We start from the raw sequence: 16,901 nt of genomic DNA on the forward strand, positions 1-16,901 counted from the left end.
AGCGGTAGAACCCGGACCTCGACAGGCTCAGTACGGTGCACAGCCGCTTCACGCCGAAGGCGTCGCGGTGGTCGGCAACGAACTCGAAGCGGCTCGTTAGGGGACCATGGTCCAGCAGCCCTGCATGGGTGGGGTTATGACCTCTCGGTCCCGGCGGGGTACGGCCCAAGCGGCGAGCCGTTCGACGGCCCTGGTGAGTGCTGCCGGACCCGCCGGGCCGAGGCCGTCTGATCGGCTTCGGGGACACGCCCCAGCGAGGGCCATTAAGGAGCTTCCGGCAGACGACCTCACGACCGGGCAGGTGCTCCGCCGAGCAAGTCTGGAGTGCGACGCACGTGTTCATCGGCTGGGACTGGGCGACCGAGACCCACGACGTCACCGTCATGGATGACGCTGGGACCCGCGTGGACCGCTGGGAGTTGGCCCACAGCGAGGATGGCCTCGACCGCACGCTCGTTCGTCTTCGCAAGTACGGTGCCCCGGCTGACCTCCCGGTCGCGATCGAGACCAACCGCGGCCTCGTCGTCGACCGGCTCCTGTCTGCCGGGCACCCGGTCGTGCCCGTCCACCCCAACGCCTTCCACGCGATGCGGCCGTGCTGGGGTGCCTCGAAGGCGAAGACGGATGCCGGCGACAGCTTCAAACTCGCCGACTACCTGCGCACCGACGGACACCTGCTGCCCCGCCTGCTGCCCACCGAGCCCGCCACCTTGGAGTTGCAGGCCCTCACCCGCCAGCGCGCTGATCACGTCGAAGCCAAGGTCGCCGCACTCAACCAGCTCGCAGCACTGCTCGACGCCCACTGGCCCGGCGGAAAGGCCGTGTTCACCGACCTGGACACCGACATAGCCTTGGCCTTCCTGGAGCGGTATTCCACTCCGCAGTCCGCGGCCGAGCTCACCGCCTCGCGGCTGGAGGCATGGTGCAAGCGTCGTGGCTACTCTGGGCGACAGCCCGGCACGGTGCTGATTGAGCGTTTGCGCGAGGCGCCCGCGGCCGCCTCGCGGATCGGCACCAAGGTCGTGGCTCAGCTCGTCCAGTTGCAGGTGCGGCTCGTTCAGACCCTGCGCTCGATCATCCGGGACCTGAGCAAGAACGTCGCCGAAGCGGCCCAACGCCACCCCTATGCGCCGCTGTTCGCAACGAGCGCCTTCCCGCCCGCCGAGCGGGAGCCACGCAGGACCTTCCCGTCGACAGCCACTGCCCGCCGGCGCCTCCCGGACTGCACAGACTCGCATCTGGTCTGCAGGAACGCGGAGACAGCCGCGTCCAAGGCGTCGCCGTCGAGACGGCCGAGCAACCGCATGACCGTGGTGGGATGCGGCACCGTGACTGTCTTGCTGAACGGGTCGACGCCGAAGCCGAGGGCCAGGAGGACCCAGCGGGGTGGGTCCGCCACCCACTCGGTGACCGCGGTCAGGGATCTCGCGCCGCCCAGCACGCTCGCCGCCGCAGCCGTTACGATCGCGATCAGCGGGAAACGCCGGCCACGGCGAGCGCGTGGATCCGGCAAGCCGGCGAGGAACCGGGCCAGGCACACCGCGTCGGGCAGCGGCTGTGGCGAGTGGGTACGGGCCAGTTGCTCCAGGGCCGACGGCATAGGAGAAGATGAAACGGCAGGCACGGTCTTCGGTTGTGGTCATGTGGGCTCGACACCTACATGATCAACGAGTCCGTGCCTGCACCTGTATCCGGTCTCGAACAAGCAGACATGACGGGCCATCCCCGGGCAATCTTGCTCAAGCCGCGGCCACGCAAGGCCCCCCTGCGCCAGGCAACCGGTCAGCCAGCCTTCAGCAGCAGGTCGGTGAGTGCCTCCGGCACGGTGACCATGCAGTCATGGCCGCTCCACAGCTCCCACACCTGGGACTCAGCGCCATTGGGCTGCACCGCCGGAACCGGGCGGCGCGTGACGTCCCCCGGTGCGCTGCCGACACAGTGGACGTGCGTCCGGGGAATCGCGTCCACGGCCGGGTTGTCCAGCCGGACCGGCTGCAGGAAGCAGCGCACCGACTCGTCCGACAGCATGGTGCGCAGCCACGCCGTGTCCGCCGGGTCGGTCACCCCGAACAGACCCGTCGGCGCGGGCATTTCCGGCACGGGCGGGATGCGCCAGGGGGCGTCGGAGGCGGCGGCCGCGTCGATCAGGCGCTGGGTCTTCTCCGGTATGACGTCCAGCGCGCTCTCACCGTCAATCGGGACCATCGCGTCGACGTAGACCAGATGCGCGATCCGGTCCGGGACCTCGCCGGCCACGCCGGAAATGACCATCCCTGCGTAACTGTGCCCGACCAGCACCACGTTAGTGAGATCCCACTTGCTGAGGAGAGTAACGACGTCGGCGACGTGGGTGTCCAGGTCGACGTCTGGAGTGAGCAGGTGTTCCTTCTCGCCGTGGCCGGTCAGCGAAGGGGCGAACACCTGATGCCCGGCCCGGGCCAGCAAGGGAACCACGCGGTCCCAGACGCGCCCGCTGTGCCAGGCACCATGGACAAGAACATAGGTCTTCGTGTGCGACGTACTCATGCAGAAAGACGCTACTGAGCCGATAGGTACCTCCTGGTAACCTTCGGCCGTGCAGGACTCAGCGGGAAGCGTCTTCCTCGCCGACTGCCCCGCCCGGCTCGCCATCGACATCCTCACCAACAAATGGGCCGTCGTCGTCCTGTTCGCCCTCAGTCGCCGGCCCCGCCGGCACGGTGAACTCGTCGACCTCGTCGGTGGCATCTCCCGCAAGGTACTCCCCCAGACACTGCGTAGACTTCAGAGCTACGGCCTGGTCGAACGCCGTGCCTATGCCGAGGCACCCCCACGGGTCGAATACAGCCTCACCGACCTCGGTCAGACCCTCACCGAACCCATCGCCGCCCTGACCGACCGGGCGAAGACGTACGGCGCCGCCGTCGCCGACTTCCAGGAAGCGGCACAGCAGGACACCACCTCCGACACCTGACCCGTGACCGCCACCGGACACGTGATCAAGAACGCCGCCATTCGGTGTCGGCCGTCCCCTCCGCCCACGCCGCGCGGTCACGCTCCGGCTGCCCCTCCGGCGTGTACGGCCCATCCGGAATATCCGGGTACTCGCCGCTCTGGCACCACGGGCTTCCCAGGCACTAGTGGACGGACCTGCTGCTCTCCAACTCCACGACGAGAGGCTATCCGTGCCCCAAAAATCGCCCACGCTGGATCCGCCCACTGGGTCGGGGACCCGCCTGAACCCGTCGCTGGAAGTGCCAAAATGTCGCGGGCGACGCGCGGGATCGTCGCTTCCGAGGGTCAGGATTCCAGGAACCCGCGCGCTTCCGAGCGGGCGGCACAGAAGATCCGCCGCCAGGAGCAGGGCCACGAGTACGCCGAGGCCCCGCTCATCGCCCTTGGAGCGCCGGTGCCACGGGCCGGCGGCAACCCTGCCGTCTGGCTCCGGGAGGCCCTGGTGGCGGTCGGCGCCCGCAACGTACGGCACCGCGGAGCGCACCGCTTCTGCGGACGATTGCCGCGTGTTGCCGCTCAGCTGATGCCGCTACCAGGGCGACGGGCTCGCATCTGATGACTATCATCCAAGGCCTCCTTCCGTTCGACGACTTGGCCGAGATCCCTACCGCCTCCGACCGGTGTCAGCAATGGAAGGGCCGACGGCACTCCTTCCGTCATATCGGTGAGGGGGCGATGCCCGGCGGTACGCGGTCGGTGGAGAAGGAGGCGAGGACGTGCGTGGTGGGGCACCACTACTGCGGCTCCCCGCCCCACGGCGCACTTCCGCTACGCAGAAGACCGCGCTCGATCCCGAACGGTTGGCCGTCAGCAGCGGTCAACTGCGCAGTGTGCTGCCCGAGCCCCTGACCTTGGAGGGCCTGCACCAGGATCGGATTCTCAGTGACGCATTCGAGCGCGCTGATCCGCTGAAGCTGATGAGGCTGTTCAGCATCACGGAGCGGACAGCCGTGCGTTACGTCGGCTCCGCCCACCCGGAGCGCACCGTCAAGCGGCCCAGCTAGGCCCTTTAGGCGGTCGGCGACCAGCTGAGGAAGCGGTCAACGGTCAACCATAAATCCTGGCCACAAACACCTGGATCACGCGTGGGGATGCGGCTTCACCAGGCCACTCTGGTACGCGATGACGACCAGCTGGGCGCGGTCGCGGGCGTTCAGCTTGGTCATAGCGCGATGAATGTGGCTGCGCACGGTCAGCGGGCTCACCACCAGCTTGTCGGCGATCTCGCTGTTGGATTTCCCGTGGGCGGCCATGGCGACCACTTCGCGTTCGCGGTCGGTCAGGGCCTTGACGGCCTCGGGCAGGGCGAGGAGGCCTTCGGTTTCGGGCGTGGCCAGGAAGCGGGTGATGAGGGCTTGGGTGGCAGTGGGTGAGAGGAGGGCCTCGCCGGTCGCAACCGTGCGGATGCCAGCGAGCAGGATCTCGGGGCTGACGCCCTTGCCGAGGAAGCCGCTCGCGCCGGCGCGCAGGGCCTTGGCGACGTTCTCGTCGTTCTCGAAGGTGGTGAGGACGAGGATGTGGGTTCCTGCGAGTTCCGGCCGGGCACAGATGGCAGCCGTGGCAGCGACGCCGTCGAGGCGCGGCATGCGGATGTCCATGATGACCACGTCGGGGCGGTGCTCGGCGGTGCGATCGACGGCTTCTTGGCCGTCGGCGGCCTCGGCGACCACGGTGAGGTCTTCGACCGAGTCGATGAGGATACGGAAGGTTGCGCGCAGGAGCGCCTGGTCGTCGGCGAGCAGGACTCGGATGGTCATGTGGGCGGGCTTTCGTTGGGACTGTCGTCGCTGCTGTCGAGCGGGAGGGTGCAGGTGACCTCGAAGCCGCCGTGCGGGCGGTGACCGGCGTGGAAGGTGCCGCCCACGGCGGTGGCGCGCTCGCGCATGCTGATGAGACCGAAACCGCCGTGTTGGGCGGTGGAGGTCGCCGGGCGGCTCGGGCCGGTGACGTTGGTGATGGACAGGGTGAGGTAGCGGGGGGTGTAGGCGAGGCGGACCTGGGCGGTCGGGGTGGCGGCGTGCTTGCTGACGTTGGTGAGGGCTTCCTGGATGATCCGGTATGCCGTCAGGTCGAGCACCGGGGGCAGACGGTCGGCTTTGCCGTCGACGGTGACGGTGACCGCCAGTCCGGCCGTCGCGCAGGCGTCGACCAGGTCGGGCAGGTCCCGCAGCCCTGGGGCGGGGGCCAGGTTGTCACCGGCCTGACTGTCGGTGTCCTGGCGTAGCAGACCCACGGTGGCCTTGAGCTCCCGTAGCGCGGCGGAAGTGGTCTGGGGCAGCATGCCGATCATGTCGAGCGCCTGGTCGGGATGGGTCTGGGCGAGGTGGGCGGCGGTGGCGGCCTGGGCGTCGGCGAGGGTGAGGTGATGGGCGACCACGTCGTGCAGCTCCCGTGCGATGCGCATCCGTTCCTGGAACACCCGGTGCCGGGCCTCCTCCTCGCGCTCTCGGGCGGCGTGTTCGGCGCGGGCGGCGGCGTATTCGCGGCGGACCCGGACGTAACTGCCGAGGGCCGCGCACAGCAGTACCCATGCCGTGGGGTTGACGATGGAGAGGACCGGGGAGCGGTGGAGCCGGGTGTCGAGGAGGCCGGTGGCCACTATGGCGATGGCGACCACTACTGCGCTGTTCCATGAGGTGCGCCGCCGGTTGTGGAGGCTCAGGGAGTACTGCGCGGTCAGAAGGGGCCCCATGAGGAGGGGCGTCAGCAGGTAGCCCAGTGTGCCCTGGGCCACGGTGCACGACAGGGTGATGGCCAGTACCGGCAGGGGGCGGGTGCGGCGCCAGTGCAGCGCGCCGCAGGCCAGGACGGACAGCGCGAGTGCCGGCCACAGGGGTGGCCTGAACCTCAAGGCCCAGGTGACCACGACGCCGGAGAGCGTGAGCGCGGTCAGCAGAACCAGTGCCGCGGCCTCGGCGGCCCGCGGCCGAGGCGCCGCCCAGCGCTGCCAGATCGTGTTCATCGCGCTCCGAGAGGGGTGGTCCAGGAAGTCATGCTCACACACCACAGGTGGCGACACCTCGGTATGGGGTGCCGCCACCGGTGACGCTGGCATCAGACGCGGGTCCGTTCCTGCGGCAGCGGCCGGAGATCGGCCGGACCGGTGCCATGGGAGCCGGCCTCTGTGGTGAGTTCCGAGCCCTCGACGTCGACCCGGGGCAGGAGCCGGTCGAGCCACTTCGGCAGCCACCAGGCCCGGTCGCCGAGCAGGGCGAGGACGGCGGGCACGATCGCCATGCGGACGATGAAGGCATCGAAGAGCACCGCGACAGCGAGCCCGAAGCCGATCGTCTTGATCATCGACTCCTGGGCGCTGACGAACCCGGAGAACACCGCGATCATGATGACGGCTGCTGCGACGACGACCCGCGCACTGTGCCGGAAGCCGCTGACGATCGCCTGCGGGGCACGGTCACCATGGACGTACGCCTCCCGCATCCGAGCGACGAGGAAGACCTCGTAGTCCATGGCCAGGCCGAAGACGATGCCCACCAGGAAGATCGGCATCAGGCTCATGATCGGCCCGGGCTGTTCCACGCCGAGCAGGCCCGCGCCCCAGCCCCACTGGAAGACCGCGACCACCGAGCCCAGGGAGGCCAGCACACTGAGCAGGAACCCGAAGGCGGCCTTGACGGGGACGAGCACGGAGCGGAAGACCACCAGCAGCAGGACGAGGGCCAGGCCGACGATGACGGCAAGGTAGGGCACGAGCGCGTCCTGGAGGGCCTGTGCGACGTCGATGTCCATGGCGGTGCTGCCGGTGACCTCGAAGGTCGCGCCGGTTTCGTGCTCCAGGGCGGGGCGTTCCGCCCGGATGGTGTGGATGAGGTCCTTGGTCTTCTCGTCGTTCGGGCCGGTGGCCGGGACCGCCGAGAACAGGGCCGTGTCGCCGGCCTGGTTGAAACGCGGGGCGGACACGGACACAACGCCGCGGGTGCCCGTGATCTCCTTGGTGAGCCGCGCGACCGCCGCCTTGGGGTCGTGGGCGCCCTTGACGTCGGCGACGACGGTGAGCGGTCCGTTGAAGCCCGCGCCGAAGCCGTGCGCGAGGTCGTCGTAGGCACGCCGTTCGGTGGACGAAGTCGGCTTGGACTCGGCGCCCGGCATGCCCATCTCCAGGTGCGCGGCGGGCAGGGCGAGGGCGCCGAGGCCCACCACGGACAGCACCAGCACGGTCACGGGACGGCGCAGGACGAAGCGGGCCCAGCGCGAACCGACATTGTCCGTCTGTGGCTTCGATCGACCGCGCTTGCGGGTGGTACGGGAGAGGACGGCATTGGGCCACATGCCGAGCAGGGCTGGGACCAGGGTGAGGGCGATCAGTACGGCGACAGCGACGGCGCCTGCCGCGCACAGGCCCATCTTCGTCAGCAACGGCACGCCGATCACGGACAACCCGGAGAGCGCGATGACGACCGTGAGGCCGGCGAAGACGACGGCGGAACCGGCCGTGCCGACAGCCAGGCCGGCCGCCTCGCGTGGTTCGTGCCCGCCCGCGCGCTCCTCCCGGTAGCGGGAGACCACGAACAGGGCGTAGTCGATACCGACCGCCAGTCCGAGCATCGAGGCGAGCGTCCCCGTCGTCGCCGTCAGGCCGAACGTGCTGCCCAGCACCATGATGCCGACCATGCTGATCCCGACACCGATGACGGCCGTCAGCAGGGGCAACCCGGCGGCCGCCAGGGAGCCGAAGGTGATCAGCAGGACCACGGCAGCGAGGGCGATCCCGATGGCCTCGGACGAGCCGCCCGCCGCCGCCTGTTCGGCGAGCGCCGTACCGCCAACCTCGACCGTGAGGCCGGAGGCACGGGCCTGGTCGATGGCCTTCTCCAGCGCGGTCTTGTCGCCGTCGGTGAGGTCGGAGGCCTTGACCTTGTAGTTGACGGTGGCGTAGGCGGTGGAGCCGTCCCTGCTCACTGTTTTCGCGGTGAAGGGGTTCACGGCGCCGGAGACCTCAGGGGCGCCGTCGGCCTCCTTGACGAAGGCATCGATGGCGGCACGGTTGTCGGCCGCGGTCACCCTCTCGCCGTGCTGGGCGACGAACACGATCCGCGCATTGGCGCCGTTGGCGGAGGCGCCGGGGAAGCGCTCTCCGATCAGGTCGAACGCCTTCTGCGCCTCGATGCCGGGCATGAAGGACGTGCCGCTGTCGGAGGCGGCGGGAGCCTTGGCGGCACCGAAGCCGAGGCCGCCCAGGATCACCGCCCACAACAACGCCACGAGCCAGCGCCGCCGGAAGGCGGTACGGCCCAGCCGATAGAGCAAGGTAGCCACGGGAACGGATCTCCAGGTCTGGTCTCGGGTGAGTCACCAGCCTGGCCCGGAGAGGGGTGCCGGGACATCGTGCCACCGCCCGCACTCTCACCTGGTGCGACGGCACCAAGGCAGCTCCCTCACCTCATACCCAAGGAGGAGCCCCGTGTACTACTTCAGTAGGAGGACGGCCTTCGCCACCTGCAGTGCGGCAACCGTCCATCCGTCGTATCAGTCGCCGTTGCCCGGTTGGGTCCAGGTCTGTTTGTCGACGGTGGTCGTCATCGTGCCGGTGGCGTCGAAGTAGTTCTGCAACGCGCGCGGCGCCAGTGTGAACCCGTCGGGCCCGGTCAGCTTGGTGCCGGTGTGCGGTCCGGACAGTCTCAGGCTCTCGCGCCAGATCACGGAGCTGATCGTGGTGTCGCTGCCCCCGCTCGGCGCTTTCCGTGCCGTTGCTGACGTCCGAGCCGTTGTCGCTGAAGTCGCGGTAGCTGACCTCGATCTTCATTAGCAGTGCGTTCGAGGCGTCCGCGGTGATCACCACGTCGGCCGTTCCCCGAGCCTTGCCCGGCAGCGTGTACGTGCCCGCGGGCAGGTGTGCGCGGGTCGGGAACGCCTCGTGGCGGCACTCGCCCGCGAGGTGCAGCTGGGAGCCGGCGTGCTGGAAGACATCGAGCACCACGGTCCCTCCGCATCCGTGTGGGTACCGCTGACCGGAGGCCCGCCTCGCCCGTGGACCGTCTTGTAAAGCCACGCGGCCACGGGCCCTTGTCCTATCCGAGGCTCCATCATTTCTCATCGAAGGACATCGATGAGAACGCCAAGTGGCTCACTGTGTTCCATCTGCCCGCCTATGCACACCTGACCTCAACCCGTAGGAGGGCGTCTGGTCGTTGGCCAAGCGCGACATCGGCACCTTCCCTGTGACCGACGGCGGCCAGGTCACGCCGGCCGTAAAGCGAGCTGAAGATGTTGCAGTACCGGCCACGTGTGATCGCCGGTTGCCTCTCCAGCACTGATCTGGCACTCGACGCTTGCTCCAGCTTGGGAACTCGTTATTCGAAGGTGGGTTCAGCATCCGCCCCGCCCCGCCCCGAAGACTGATGGGGACCGCCGGGGTTCGCTGGGAGACGGTGCGGCGTCGGCGCTTGGGATCGGCGAGGACGGCCACGCCGTAGCCCGTGTCGTCGGGGTTGAGGTCGACTCCGGGCGTCACGACGCGGTCGATGTGGTCGAGCACGGTGGGTTCCAGGACGATGTCCGCCGAGTTCAGCTGGCCGTGCAGGTGCTCGGCGGTGCGAGGGCCGATGACAGCTGCGGTGACTGCGGGGTGGGTGGTGACGAACGCCAGTGCCAGCTGGATCAGTGTCAGGCCGGCTTCGTCGGCGATCCGGGCGAGTTCGGTGGCGGCGTCGAGTTTGGCCTGGTTGCCCGGGACGTCCAGGTCGTAGTGGGAGAGCGTGGTACGGAAGGGCATCGTCCGTGTGCGGTGGCTGGACGGGTCGGCCGCGTCGCGGCGCCAGCGGCCGGACAGCCAGCCCCCGGCCAGCGGGCTCCAGGCGAGTACCCCCATCCGGTAGGTCTCGCAGGTGGGCAGCACATCGGCCTCGACGCCCCGGGCCAGGAGGGAGTACGGAAGCTGTTCGCAGACGAAGCGTTCACGTTGCCGTCGCTCGGCGGTCCACTGCGCCTGCACGATGGCCGAGGAGGAGAACGTCGAAGAACCCGCGTAGCGGATCTTGCCCGCGCGCACCAGGTCGGACAGCGCACCCAGGGTCTCGTCGACATCGGTGGCAGGATCGGGCCGGTGCACCTGGTAGAGGTCGATGTACTCGGTGTCCAGGCGGCGCAGACTCTCCTCGCAGGCCCGGACGATCCAGCGCCGTGAAGCGCCGCGTTCGTTGAGGCCGGGGCCCATCGGGCTCGACACCTTGGTTGCCAGGACGACCTCCTCGCGCCGTCCGGCGATTGCCTTTCCGACGATGACTTCCGACTCGCCGCCCGAGTACACGTCGGCCGTGTCGATGATGTTGACGCCCGCCTCGAGTGCGGTGCGGATGACGGCCATCGAATCGTCGTGGTCGGGGTTGCCCCACTTCCCGAACATCATCGAGCCCAGGCACAGTGAGCTGACCTGGACCCCGGTACTCCCCAGCATGCGGTACTGCATGGCGTGGACGCCCTTTCTGTGGACGCGGCAGTGCGACGGGACGGCCGGCATCCACCTGCTACCGTCCCGACTAACGGAGTCGGCTCCGCTTACCGCCGCACGATAAGCGGAGCCGACTCCGCATAGCAAGCAGAGAGGAACACGCATGACCGATCCGTCCGTCCGGCCGACCCGGGCCGACGCGCGAGCCAACGAGGACAAACTGCTCGCCGCTGCCGCCCTGGCCTTCGCCCGGGACGGCGCCGCCGCGACCCTGAAACAGATCGCCAAGGATGCGGGAGTCGGGATCGGCACCCTCTACCGGCGCTTCCCGACCCGTGAGCAGCTCGTCGACGCCACCTACCGCTACGAGACCTCCCGTCTCGCCGCCCGGACTTCGGCACTTCTCAGTGAGCTGCCCGCCGACCGGGCACTGCGGTCCTGGATGTCGGAGGTGTTGGACTACCTTGCCGCCAAGCACGGCATGGCAGACACGCTCAAGTCACTCCTGCGGAACGACGAGCACTTGAGCTCACTGACACGCGAGCAGCTGACCGATGCGGTCGAAAAGTTCCGCCTCGCCGGCGTCGCCCAGGAGGTGATCCGGCAGGACGTACCCGCCCGCGACATCCTTACGGCTCTGGCGGGCGTCACCCTCGCAGCCGGGGCCAGCCATCAGCGGGAACAGGCCGAGCGGCTGCTTGACCTGCTGATGGACGGCATCACCCGCTCAAACGGATGGCGCTGGGGCATGCAGCGCTCTACGCCGTGATCGTGCACGCCCAGCCGCTCACGGACCGATGCCGCCGTGTGCCCCCCTCCAGGGCCCGTCCGACGCTCGCTTCGGCCCCGTCCTCGATGCCCTCACAGCAGCGCCTCCCGTTCCAGAGGCCACAGTTCACGTCTCCCAACCTCAGCCCAGCGTCGGCCAGAAGCAGCCAGGGCGAGGCCGGGGTCCGCGTCACCCGACGTGCGTTGAGCTGGACGAGGTGCGCGTCGCGGTGGCCGATCTCCTCGCGGGCGATTCGATCGCGCCCTCTCTGGCCGACCGCCGGCGCGAGCCAGTCGGCGGCAGAGTCCTGTCAGCAGTGGCCCCCGCGTACGACTGCGCCCCCATCGGTCGAAGAAATCGGCGGGAGCGTAGTCGTGTTCGGGGTGCGCGTCAGGGCTTGCGGTGGCGTCCGCGTCCGGGGGCCATCGGTGGCCGTCCGTCTCCGGCCGTGACCGTGATCTGTGCCGCCTCGTCGCTGATGCCGTGGAGCATCCGTTGCGCGGCGGCGTAGTCGTCCACGGTGGTCACCGGCGCCCACTGGTATCCGTCCCACTCCGTGATCATCCGGGGCGTGCCCCGGTCCCGGTGGGCGGCACGCTGCGGGCCGGTGCCGAGGGTGACGGCGCGGCGTTCACCGACCGGCCGCAGGCGTGCGGCGCGGCGGTCCGCCCATTCGCTCAGCGGCTCGCCCATCGCTCACCCTCCCTCGTTCTCGGGGTCAGACCTTAGCCCACGTCGCGGCCTGTCCCTCGGGTGTGACGATGACCTCGAACTCTTCCAGGGGCGGTGCGCCATCGGTGCGCCACCGTGTCACCTTGTCTTCAACGGCGTCCCAGAGGCGATCGGGTCCGCCCTGCCGGACTGTCCAGGTGTCGCCGTCCTTCGCGAGCACGGCCCATGACGCCTGTTCGACGTCCAGGAACACATGTGTCTCCCGGCCATCCCACGTGAGGGTGACGCGCTGGGCCTGGGGGGCGGCGAGTTGGGCGACGAAGCGCGTGTTCCAGTCGTTCAGCACGTCGGGCGCGAGGGTGGCAAGGCGCTCGTGCCCGGCGGCCAGGTCGGGGAGGGTGCCCAGGGGTGGCGGGAGTTGGGGGCGGGCGAGCATGAAGGAGACGTGGCCGCCAAGGAACCGGCCGCGTGCGGTGCCGTCCTCGCCCACGGTGAGGCGGGCGAGTTCGGAGGCGTAGAGCCAGCCGGACAGGGTGGCAAGGATGGTCCCGCCGGGCCGGGTCTGCTCCACCCACGCGTAGGGGGGTTCGACCACGCCGCAGGTGGCGACCAGCCGGTCATACGGTGCGCCGTCGGGGCAACCGGCCAGACCGTCACCCACGATCACTTGCGGGTAGTAGTCGCAGTTCCCAAGGGCTACCCGGGCCGCGGCGGCAACGTCGGCGTCGACTTCCACGGACGTCACGCGGTCGTCACCGAGCCGGTGACACAGGAGTCCGGTGGAGTAGCCCGATCCGATTTCCAGCACCCTGTGCCCGTCCTGGACTCGCAGCTCTTCCAGCATGCGCACCACCAGGGACGGCAGGGTGCGGGACGAGGTGGGGGCGCGCAGGATCTCGCCGCGGATGTCGCGCGGGGCGATGGTGCCGGCGATCTGGGTGACGAGGGATTCGTCGTCGTAACAGCGCTCCAGCCATCGGGGATCGTCGGGCATGACCGGCCGCCATGCGGTCGGTGCGGAGCCGGGTACGGGCTCGAAGAAGCCGCCGCTCAGGAACTCGTGCCGGGGTACCTCTTCGACGGCTGCTCGCCATGCTGCGGTGCGGAGGTGTCCGCCGGCGGCCAGCCGGTCGGCGAGCGCCAGGCGTAGGGCTTTGTCGTCGTCGCTCACGTGGTGTTCTTCCTCTCCAGCAGATCAGCCATGGCCGCGATCATGGGCAAGCCGGTCTCGGGCTCCAGCCACGCCCACTGTCCCGAAGGGTTGCACTCCAGAAACCACCATGTCCCCTCGCGGTCTATGGCGAAGTCGAAAGCGCCGAAGACCAGCCCGAAAGAGGCGAGATACCGGTACAGGGCTGCGGTCAGGCCGTCCGGGGGCGTGACGGTGGTGTAGGTGAGCCGGGTGTAGTCGGTGCGCCAGTCCAGCAGGTCCGAGTCGATCCGGACGGTGAACACGTGGTCGCCGATCACCGTGACCCTCGCGTCAGCCGCCTTGTCCACGCGCTGCTGGAACAGGTGGGCGGTGCCGGCTACCGCGTCGTCGATGTCGTCGGCGGTGACCTCGTCCACCCTCACCGTGCAGGAGACGCCCTCGTCGTCCTGGTAGAGCGGGGCGGCTAATGGCTTGTAGATCACCGGCCCGTGCCGCTTGACGAATGAGCGGGCCGCGTCGGGGTTCGAGGTGATCAGGGTGGGCGGGAGCTGGAACCCGGCTGCTGCGGCGGCGGCGAGACCGGACGGTTTGAACTCGGCGTCGCCGATGCGGTGCGGGTGGTTCACGTACAGGCAGCCCGGCAGGGAGGCGATGATGCCGCCGAGCCCGTAGCGGGCCTGGGCGACGGCGAAGCGGGCCGTCTGCTGATCGAGGTGGGGGAAGGCGAAGCCGGACGGGCGGCGGTAGTACAGCGACCGTACGTTCCCGAGGTCGGCGGTACGCGACGGCGTGGTCAGGGTGCCTTGGATGCCATCGCTGGTGATGGTGGCCGCAACAGACAAGGTGGCGGGGAAGTCCCCGGAGTCGAACCGCACGACCGGGACACCCCGGCCGTGCAGCTCGCCAATCACCAGGTCGGTTGTGGGGTCGTCCAGGTTGGTGACGACCAGAACCGGACCGGGATGCGTCACTGGTCGCTGTCGTTCCCGGCGTCGCTGTCCTGGGTGGTGCCGTTGCCGTCAGGGCTGGTGCCCGTGGGCGGGTTCGTGCCGGTGCTGGTGCCGTGCCCCGGCATCATCACCGGCTGTCCGGTGGCGTCGAAATAGCGGCCGGTCTGGGTGACCGGGTCCAGCTCGACGCGGGCGTAACCGGGGGCGATTGCGGGGTAGGGGGTCATGCGGCGCAAGCCCCAAGGGGCCGGGGTGTCGGCTCCTGACGGCAGCGGGGTGCCAGTCGGGACACGATCGGAGTGAGCGAACAACGTTCCTCCCTTGGTCGGTTGTACGGCTCTTGCTGGACCCTGCCGGGCCAGAGTGTGATGAGCAAGACGGCCCGGCAGGGGGCTTGTGGGGGCCGTCCACCCCAGGAGATTGAGCGGACGGCCGTTGTGGTCCCGGAGGCGAGGGACCGTCCCGCGCGCTGACAACTGCCGGCGGGTGGAACCACGCGAGGGGTGGTGCGTCCCGGTGCCGGGAGCGTGGCGGCCGGTCACCGGCCCCGGGACGTTCAGGGGGTAATGCGGGAGCCGCATCGGCAGACTGGCCGCTCGTGTGGTCAGCCAGGGAAGCGAGGTCGGGGCGGCTGTAGCCGACCGGCGCGTGAGGGGCAGCGCGTGTGTCGGTGGTGACGATCGACGCGACCAGGCCGAGCCCCACACCCACCGCACCGAGCAGGGTTGCGCCCGCTGTTCGGCCGTCCGGCTCGGGCATCCTGTGCCGACCGGTCACTGAGGGCCCCCTTGAGCAGGATTTCGGCCCAGCAGCGTCTCCCCCACGGCAGAAGATCTGTGCCCCAGCGGTCGGAGAGGGCGTCGACCATGACCAGGCCCCGGCCGCCGAGGGCGTCCGGGCCTCGATGGTGCAGCTCGGGCACGCAGCGACGGGACTTATCGACCACGGCGACGCGGAGCCGGTCAGGTGTCGGCTGCTCCTCGATCACCCGGACACTGTGTGAGTGGCCGTGCCGGACGGCGTTCGTGACCAGTTCGGACATGAGGAGCGCACCGGTCTCGGCAGCGGCCTGGTTCGGTCCCCAATCAGTGCACGCCTCACGAAGTATCTGCCGGGCCGTCGGGACGCTGGCGGCCTCGCTCGCCAGGGTGATGCTCCGGCGCGGGTATGGCCCTGATCTCACCTGCTCGTCGGTCATGGTCATCGTCACGCCTTGGTCGGGGCAGATGGGGGGGGCAGCCCCGCCCTGCTCCTTGAAGGGGGAACCTGCGGGCGAGGGGCCGCCTGCGGGCGTTCACGGGGTACTCCCTGGCGGCTGACAGACAGTCAACGCGTAGGCCGGGGAGACTCCAGAAGGCGTCTCCAACTCGGAGTCACCTACAGGACGTTGGCCTTGGCATCGGTTCCATCCGCTACTCGGGGGAATCACAGATGGACCGTCTGTCACCGGACCCGCGTGAGGTCGTCGCCGGTCTGCTCGCCGATGAACGCCTGCTCAGGGCGTGCGCCGAGCGGGACATGGGCGCGGTGTTCCGGATGCTCAATGCGCGGGGCGTCAGTACGCGGCGGATCGCCGCCGCTGCCGACGTCACACAGGGGCGCTTGTACGACTACATGAACGGCAAGAGCCGGGTCGAGAAGCTGACGCTGTTCGAGCAGATCGCCGACGCCTTCCACATCCCTGGGCACCTGCTGGGACTGGCTCGACGGTCATGGGAGCCCGCGCCGGCGCAGGCGGAACATGAGCGGGCGGACCGGCCGGCGCCGGACGGTGACGACCTGGTGGCGGTGGACCACTTCCGCAGCGCTGACCGGCAGACCGGCGGCGGCCGGTTGTACGGGGCTGTCGGCCGCCATCTGTCGGACCGCGTGGCGCCCCGACTGGTCGACATCAGCAGCGGCCCGCAGGTGTTCGCCGCGGCAGCCGCACTGACCGAGATGGCCGGTTGGATGGCGCACGACTCCGGACACGACGACCGCGCCGCCCAGCACTTCACCCGCGCACTCCCCCTCGCCCGCACCTCCGGGGACCTTCCACTCGCCGACACGTCGCCGCGAGCAGCAGCCACCTTGCCCTTGAGACCGGCGACGCGGCCGGGGCTGTCGGCTGGGCCCGCAGCGGACTCGACCTGGCCGCGCAGGGGCCACGGACTCCGTCACTGACGGCGCGGCTGCGGACCATGCAGGCGCGTGCGCTCGCGGCCGCCGCGCAGCGGGCCCCGGCCGCCCGCGCCCTGGAGGCAGCACGCAGTGACCTTGAAGCGTCGGCCACCGCCAATCACCCATGGCTGAGCCCGTTCGACGCCGCCGCACTGGCCAGCGAGTCCGCCCTGGTCCTGCGCGACCTGGAGCAATACGACCAGGCACTGGCGCATGCCGAACAGGCGGTCGCCCTGCGCGAGGCGGGGCGGGCACGGTCGCTGGCCCTGAGCCGGATCAGCCTGGTGGACATCCACGTGCGCCAGGGAAACCTGGACGCCGCGGTGAGCGTCGGCCATGACCTCCTGAGCACGAGCCCCACTCTCGGTTCGGTCCGGGTGGTGCAGCAACTCGACGGACTGCGCCGGCTGCTGGAACCGCACCGGGGATACCTGCCGGTCCGGGAGTACCTGACGCGATTCGACGATGCACGCCGCGCGAGAATGCTCCTGATGGCTGACCTGATCCCGCCGTCCCCGGAAGGCACCACCGCATGAGGCCGACAGCACCGGACCCCGCCGATACCGACGCCTGGAACGCCTATCTCGCGGAAGGCAACGCGCAGCAGGCCCGCAAGCGCGTAGCGGCCGACGTGCGGCTGCGGGACCCATCCGGCCGCATGCTTCTCGTGAACCCCACCTACAAACCGGGGTGGGACCTGCCCGGTCATGTCCGCGGGAGTGGTGTATCGACGGCCACTCGGTGATCTCGCTTTGAGGCTATGCGCTGAGTTCGGCGGGCAGGGCTGTCTCTTCGGTT

General features: G+C 69.6%; 16 protein-coding genes and 4 pseudogenes. 8 read left to right on the plus strand and 12 right to left on the minus strand.

All coding sequences use genetic code 11. From position 1 onward, the window contains the following. Positions 1-335: 335 nt before the first annotated feature. A pseudogene (locus ACZ4MF_RS46950) lies at positions 336-797 on the plus strand (IS110 family transposase); the annotation flags it as partial. 326 nt (positions 798-1,123) lie between these two features. Here the strand turns inward: ACZ4MF_RS46950 and ACZ4MF_RS46955 are convergent. After that, positions 1,124-1,600: a transposase family protein gene (locus tag ACZ4MF_RS46955; RefSeq protein ID WP_467500351.1), complete on the minus strand. Its 477-nt coding sequence runs from the start codon at positions 1,598-1,600 to the stop codon at positions 1,124-1,126. Positions 1,601-1,782: 182 nt separating this feature from the next. Beyond that, positions 1,783-2,526: an alpha/beta fold hydrolase gene (locus ACZ4MF_RS46960; protein WP_467500323.1), complete on the minus strand. Its 744-nt coding sequence runs from the start codon at positions 2,524-2,526 to the stop codon at positions 1,783-1,785. Positions 2,527-2,575: 49 nt separating this feature from the next. Between ACZ4MF_RS46960 and ACZ4MF_RS46965 the strand changes: the two genes are divergently transcribed. After that, a complete protein-coding gene (locus ACZ4MF_RS46965; protein WP_467500325.1) occupies positions 2,576-2,953 on the plus strand; it encodes a winged helix-turn-helix transcriptional regulator in 378 nt (125 codons plus the stop codon). 757 nt (positions 2,954-3,710) lie between these two features. Next, positions 3,711-3,998, plus strand: a complete 288-nt coding sequence (locus ACZ4MF_RS46970; protein ID WP_467500327.1) for a hypothetical protein — start codon at positions 3,711-3,713, stop codon at positions 3,996-3,998. A 75-nt stretch (positions 3,999-4,073) separates the two neighbouring features. Here the strand turns inward: ACZ4MF_RS46970 and ACZ4MF_RS46975 are convergent, their stop codons facing one another. The 4 genes from ACZ4MF_RS46975 to ACZ4MF_RS46990 form a co-directional block, all read right to left on the minus strand. Beyond that, on the minus strand, positions 4,074-4,751 hold the full coding sequence (locus ACZ4MF_RS46975) for a response regulator transcription factor (RefSeq protein ID WP_467500329.1): 678 nt from the start codon (positions 4,749-4,751) through the stop codon (positions 4,074-4,076). Further along, positions 4,748-5,956 carry a sensor histidine kinase gene (locus ACZ4MF_RS46980; protein ID WP_467500331.1) on the minus strand — a complete coding sequence of 403 codons (1,209 nt, stop codon included), beginning with the start codon at positions 5,954-5,956 and terminating at the stop codon, positions 4,748-4,750. The genes ACZ4MF_RS46975 and ACZ4MF_RS46980 overlap by 4 nt, the downstream gene beginning before the upstream one ends. Before the next feature lie 92 nt (positions 5,957-6,048). Next, positions 6,049-8,268 carry an MMPL family transporter gene (locus tag ACZ4MF_RS46985; RefSeq protein WP_467500333.1) on the minus strand — a complete coding sequence of 740 codons (2,220 nt, stop codon included), beginning with the start codon at positions 8,266-8,268 and terminating at the stop codon, positions 6,049-6,051. A 210-nt stretch (positions 8,269-8,478) separates the two neighbouring features. After that, a complete protein-coding gene (locus ACZ4MF_RS46990) occupies positions 8,479-8,652 on the minus strand; it encodes a hypothetical protein (protein ID WP_467500335.1) in 174 nt (57 codons plus the stop codon). 402 nt (positions 8,653-9,054) lie between these two features. Here ACZ4MF_RS46990 and ACZ4MF_RS46995 point away from each other — a divergent pair. Continuing rightward, a pseudogene (locus ACZ4MF_RS46995) lies at positions 9,055-9,276 on the plus strand (transposase); the annotation flags it as partial. A 103-nt stretch (positions 9,277-9,379) separates the two neighbouring features. On the opposite strand, the pseudogene ACZ4MF_RS47000 reads toward ACZ4MF_RS46995, so the two are convergent. Next, a pseudogene (locus ACZ4MF_RS47000) lies at positions 9,380-10,417 on the minus strand (aldo/keto reductase); the annotation flags it as partial. 145 nt (positions 10,418-10,562) lie between these two features. On the opposite strand from ACZ4MF_RS47000, the gene ACZ4MF_RS47005 reads away from it, so the two are divergent. Next, a complete protein-coding gene (locus ACZ4MF_RS47005) occupies positions 10,563-11,168 on the plus strand; it encodes a TetR/AcrR family transcriptional regulator (protein WP_467500336.1) in 606 nt (201 codons plus the stop codon). A gap of 390 nt (positions 11,169-11,558) precedes the next feature. On the opposite strand, the gene ACZ4MF_RS47010 is transcribed toward ACZ4MF_RS47005, so the two are convergent. The 5 genes from ACZ4MF_RS47010 to ACZ4MF_RS47030 form a co-directional block, all read right to left on the minus strand. Next, positions 11,559-11,861 (minus strand): DUF6087 family protein, encoded by a 303-nt coding sequence (locus ACZ4MF_RS47010; protein ID WP_467500338.1) that lies wholly within the window; start codon positions 11,859-11,861, stop codon positions 11,559-11,561. A gap of 25 nt (positions 11,862-11,886) precedes the next feature. Next, on the minus strand, positions 11,887-13,011 hold the full coding sequence (tgmC, locus tag ACZ4MF_RS47015) for an ATP-grasp peptide maturase system methyltransferase (RefSeq protein ID WP_467500340.1): 1,125 nt from the start codon (positions 13,009-13,011) through the stop codon (positions 11,887-11,889). Continuing rightward, the gene (gene tgmB / locus ACZ4MF_RS47020) at positions 13,008-13,964 is read right to left on the minus strand and encodes an ATP-grasp ribosomal peptide maturase (RefSeq protein WP_467500342.1); all 957 of its coding nucleotides are present in this window, start codon (positions 13,962-13,964) and stop codon (positions 13,008-13,010) included. The genes tgmC and tgmB overlap by 4 nt, the downstream gene beginning before the upstream one ends. Then, positions 13,961-14,254 (minus strand): putative ATP-grasp-modified RiPP, encoded by a 294-nt coding sequence (gene tgmA, locus ACZ4MF_RS47025; RefSeq protein WP_467500344.1) that lies wholly within the window; start codon positions 14,252-14,254, stop codon positions 13,961-13,963. The genes tgmB and tgmA overlap by 4 nt, the downstream gene beginning before the upstream one ends. Positions 14,255-14,547: 293 nt before the next feature. Then, entirely contained in the window at positions 14,548-15,147 is a 600-nt protein-coding gene (locus ACZ4MF_RS47030; RefSeq protein ID WP_467500346.1) for an ATP-binding protein, read from the minus strand. Between the two features lie 227 nt (positions 15,148-15,374). Here ACZ4MF_RS47030 and ACZ4MF_RS47035 point away from each other — a divergent pair, with 227 nt between their 5' ends. The 3 genes and pseudogenes from ACZ4MF_RS47035 to ACZ4MF_RS47045 all read left to right on the plus strand — a co-directional run. Further along, on the plus strand, positions 15,375-16,106 hold the full coding sequence (locus ACZ4MF_RS47035) for a hypothetical protein (RefSeq protein WP_467500348.1): 732 nt from the start codon (positions 15,375-15,377) through the stop codon (positions 16,104-16,106). 17 nt (positions 16,107-16,123) lie between these two features. Further along, positions 16,124-16,639, plus strand: coding sequence for a tetratricopeptide repeat protein (locus ACZ4MF_RS47040; protein WP_467500349.1), 516 nt, complete (start codon positions 16,124-16,126; stop codon positions 16,637-16,639). Beyond that, positions 16,636-16,809: pseudogene (locus ACZ4MF_RS47045) on the plus strand (NUDIX domain-containing protein); the annotation flags it as partial. The gene ACZ4MF_RS47040 and the pseudogene ACZ4MF_RS47045, both read left to right, overlap by 4 nt. Between the last annotated feature and the right edge of the window lie 92 nt (positions 16,810-16,901).

The organism is Streptomyces sp. NPDC025793 (assembly GCF_055558375.1).

Coding starts and splice junctions, on each gene's coding strand:
- ACZ4MF_RS46955 (WP_467500351.1), bottom strand. CDS start 1,600: ATGCCGTCGGCCCTGGAGCAACTGGCCCGTACCCACTCGCCACAGCCG.
- ACZ4MF_RS46960 (WP_467500323.1), bottom strand. CDS start 2,526: ATGAGTACGTCGCACACGAAGACCTATGTTCTTGTCCATGGTGCCTGG.
- ACZ4MF_RS46975 (WP_467500329.1), bottom strand. CDS start 4,751: ATGACCATCCGAGTCCTGCTCGCCGACGACCAGGCGCTCCTGCGCGCA.
- ACZ4MF_RS46980 (WP_467500331.1), bottom strand. CDS start 5,956: ATGAACACGATCTGGCAGCGCTGGGCGGCGCCTCGGCCGCGGGCCGCC.
- ACZ4MF_RS47005 (WP_467500336.1), top strand. CDS start 10,563: ATGACCGATCCGTCCGTCCGGCCGACCCGGGCCGACGCGCGAGCCAAC.
- ACZ4MF_RS47010 (WP_467500338.1), bottom strand. CDS start 11,861: ATGGGCGAGCCGCTGAGCGAATGGGCGGACCGCCGCGCCGCACGCCTG.
- ACZ4MF_RS47030 (WP_467500346.1), bottom strand. CDS start 15,147: ATGACCATGACCGACGAGCAGGTGAGATCAGGGCCATACCCGCGCCGG.
- ACZ4MF_RS47035 (WP_467500348.1), top strand. CDS start 15,375: ATGGACCGTCTGTCACCGGACCCGCGTGAGGTCGTCGCCGGTCTGCTC.
- ACZ4MF_RS47040 (WP_467500349.1), top strand. CDS start 16,124: ATGCAGGCGCGTGCGCTCGCGGCCGCCGCGCAGCGGGCCCCGGCCGCC.